Source organism: Okeania sp. SIO3I5, from assembly GCF_010672085.1.
Lineage (GTDB): Bacteria > Cyanobacteriota > Cyanobacteriia > Cyanobacteriales > Microcoleaceae > Trichodesmium.
Map to the genome: position 1 here is coordinate 1 of NZ_JAAHHT010000451.1, position 3171 is coordinate 3171.

The 3171-nt window shown below is 32.0% G+C and carries 2 protein-coding genes and 1 pseudogene; 2 read left to right on the forward strand and 1 reads right to left on the reverse strand.

Annotation, left to right across the window (positions count from 1 at the left end):
• Positions 1-840, reverse strand: a pseudogene (locus F6K40_RS39500) (flavin-dependent dehydrogenase); the annotation flags it as partial.
• A gap of 591 nt (positions 841-1431) precedes the next feature.
• Here F6K40_RS39500 and F6K40_RS39505 point away from each other — a divergent pair.
• Both F6K40_RS39505 and F6K40_RS39510 read left to right on the forward strand, forming a co-directional pair.
• The gene (locus F6K40_RS39505; protein WP_293145567.1) at positions 1432-2061 is read left to right on the forward strand and encodes a CatB-related O-acetyltransferase; all 630 of its coding nucleotides are present in this window, start codon (positions 1432-1434) and stop codon (positions 2059-2061) included.
• 566 nt (positions 2062-2627) lie between these two features.
• Complete coding sequence (locus tag F6K40_RS39510) at positions 2628-3017, forward strand: DUF7380 domain-containing protein (protein WP_483143796.1); 390 nt, start codon at positions 2628-2630, stop codon at positions 3015-3017.
• The last annotated feature ends 154 nt before the right edge of the window (positions 3018-3171 follow it).

A 3171-nucleotide genomic window follows, 5' to 3' on the forward strand; every position in this document is an offset into this window, starting at 1 on the left:
TCCACATAGACTCAGTAACTTTTCTGAATCTAATGCCAGATTTAAAACTGTCGGGGTATGAAGAATTTTGGCTTTACAAAAGTCAGGGTTATTAGCATCAAAAAATTTATTAAATCCATCTTTATATTCTCTAGCAATTAAGTTTTCTACTTCTGTATTAGTAAATAAACCTAAGTCAATTAAACCCTGAATTTCGGAGCGAGAAATATTCCATTCTCGATTCATTTTACCGAAAGGCAAACGTTCCAATAATAATACTTTATATCCGAGTTTTGCCATGATGGCTGCATGAATACTTCCCAGAGCGCCACCAACATAAATCAAGTCATATTCAACTGAATTATTATTTGTACTAGATTCTTTTTTCCAAAGTACCTGTTTTGGTTTTTGAGGATTTTTAACTGCTTCACGCCAACGTTTTTCCCACCAATATAAACGGTTGAGGTCATACTCTCCTCGAGGCATTTTTTGAAAGTATTTGACTGTGAGAGGGTAATGAGATGCTAAAGCTGTAAAAATTGACTGATTTGATAGATCGATTGTGGGAGGTTCTGGATAATTTAGAGGAAATTCTTTTCGTAAATTAGTAGTTAAATTTGAGGTGAATTTTTGTTGTATTGAAGATATATTTCCTTGGGCAAATACTTTCAGATAGGTAGTTCGTTGTAATGACCATACAAATACAGAAATTTCCTGAGTAGGAGCTTCAGGAAATTTGATAATAAAGCCATCTGGAGTGATAATTTTTTGGCCGAAACCAGGTTGAAATTGAGATTGTAACCATTGACAAACAGATTTTGTATCTGGTGTAGGTACTTCTAGGTAGAGGATTTGTTTCATCTAGTTTTTCCAGGGAGTTAACTTTTAAGTTGAAATTGATAAATATCAAAAATACTATTTTAACAGTTTATGGCAAAAACTTCTAAGTTATAGCTTAGTCTACTCAACTGCTTTCCACAAAAATATGACAATTCAAATAGGATTTCTATAGAAACCATTTGTGATGTTTTGATAAAAAGGTCTATAGTTAAGCATAAGTAGCGATATAATTCTGTTCCGCTTGGCGATAAAAGTAGCTTTTGCTATGGGAGAAAAGTACGTTTCGCTTGCCGATAAAACTTGATTTTCCTACGGAATAAAACTAGATTTTCTGGTAAAATAAAACTGGATTTTGCTATAGGATAAAACTAGGTTTTCTGGCAAGATAAAACTGGATTTTGCTATAGGATAAAACTAGGTTTTTCGGCAAGATAAAACTGGATTTTGCTATAGGATAAAACTAGATTTTCCGGCAAGATAAAACTGGATTTTGCTATAGGATAAAACTAGATTTTCCGGCAAGATAAAACTGGATTTTGCTACGCGATCGGCAATTATAATCAACAAGACTTTGTAAATCAATTTTTTTTGTTTTTCCTTCATTTAAACATTATGAATAACGGTCCAAACCCTAATCTTAAATATCCAATGCCTAATCAAACCCGATTAGTTTATTTAAAAAATATTATTAACAATCCCAACATTATTGTGGGAGACTATACCTATTATGATGATTTTGATAATCCAGATAATTTTGAGCGGAATGTTCTCTATCATTTTGACTTTATTGGAGATAAATTAATTATTGGTAAATTCTGTTCTATTGCCTCTGATGTAAAATTCATTATGAATGGTGGAAATCATCGGACTGATTGGTTTACAAATTATCCATTTCCTGTATTTGAAAATGGTTGGGAAAAAGCCATGCCTGACTCTTGGCCAGATAAAGGAAATACTGTTATTGGTAATGATGTTTGGATTGGTTATGGAGCAACAATTATGCCTGGTATTCAAGTAGGAAATGGAGCAATTATTGCGACAAATTCTGTAGTTACAAGGAATGTTGAAGCATACAGTATTGTAGGAGGAAATCCTGCCAAGGAAATTCGGAAAAGATTTGAGGAAGAGATTATTAAAGAGTTGTTTGAAATTAAATGGTGGGATTGGGAAATTGAGAAAATAACTCGAAATTTAGAGGCAATTTGTGGTTCGGATATTAATGCTTTGCGAAAAGCTATTTGAGTTTTATTGTAAGCATTCAGCAGTCAACTATTAGCTATTAACTATGAGTTATTAATTCATTATTTTGGAGTAGGAATTAATTTGAAAGGAGAATTAAAAATTATCATAAGCCAGGAAAAATTGAGAACTGACTGCTAATAGCTATTTGCAGAGCATTCCGCAGGAAATACTTACGTTTTATTTGATAATTCTCTGTTTCATATTTAATTTGCTATACTGAGAAAAATTTAGAATAAAGCTGAAAATATGTTATCTATTAATCCTCCTCTTACTAAAGAATATTTTATTAACTCTGGCTGGGAAGATATAGTTAATGTTAGTGAAATGAGAGAGTGTGAAATGTACACCACAGGTTTCTTTTAAAAAGCACGGGAAGCAAAAAAAAAGGAAATATTCATCAACAAACTGTATTTAGAATATTAGGCAAAGTAACTCTATACAATGTAACAATAACAGAGGAGTATTTTACTCACATCTTCAGGAAATGTGATTTGCTGATAGATGAGGAGTTAAACTTTTTAACTGAAATTACTCCTGAAATATCAGACCCAGAACTTTAAGCAAGAATAGCAGATATTTTATGGAGTATAAGACATAATAAAAGCTATTTTCAAATGACTCAACTTGCCATTAATGCTTATATAAAGTCTGCTATAAACTTAGAAAACTCTATAAATTTAGAAAATTATATAAATTTAGTAGAACATCCTAGAAATTCGAGTTCCTTATCTATCAGAATACAAAGAGCTTTTCGACTAGCAAAAACAATTAAATATAAAGTCGAAAAAGTGGTGGAACATATAGAAAAAGTTCTAGATTACTACCAAGGAGAAGACCCTCTTTGGTTATCAACAGAACTGATGAAACTTTTACAAAACAATAAGCTTGGTAATCCCCAAAAATATGCTGCTCTAGCTGAAAAAGCAGCTCTTTTAGCAGAGTCATCTAATGAATGAAGAAGAGCAAGAGATTATTGGGAAATCAAAGCAAAATGGCATCGTATAGAAAAAGATGGAGAAAATAAAAGTGCAGCTTCAATGCTTGCTGCGGAAACATATTTGAAGGAAGCTGAATACACTCTAAAAAATTCTTCTCGTGCTTATTTTGCAG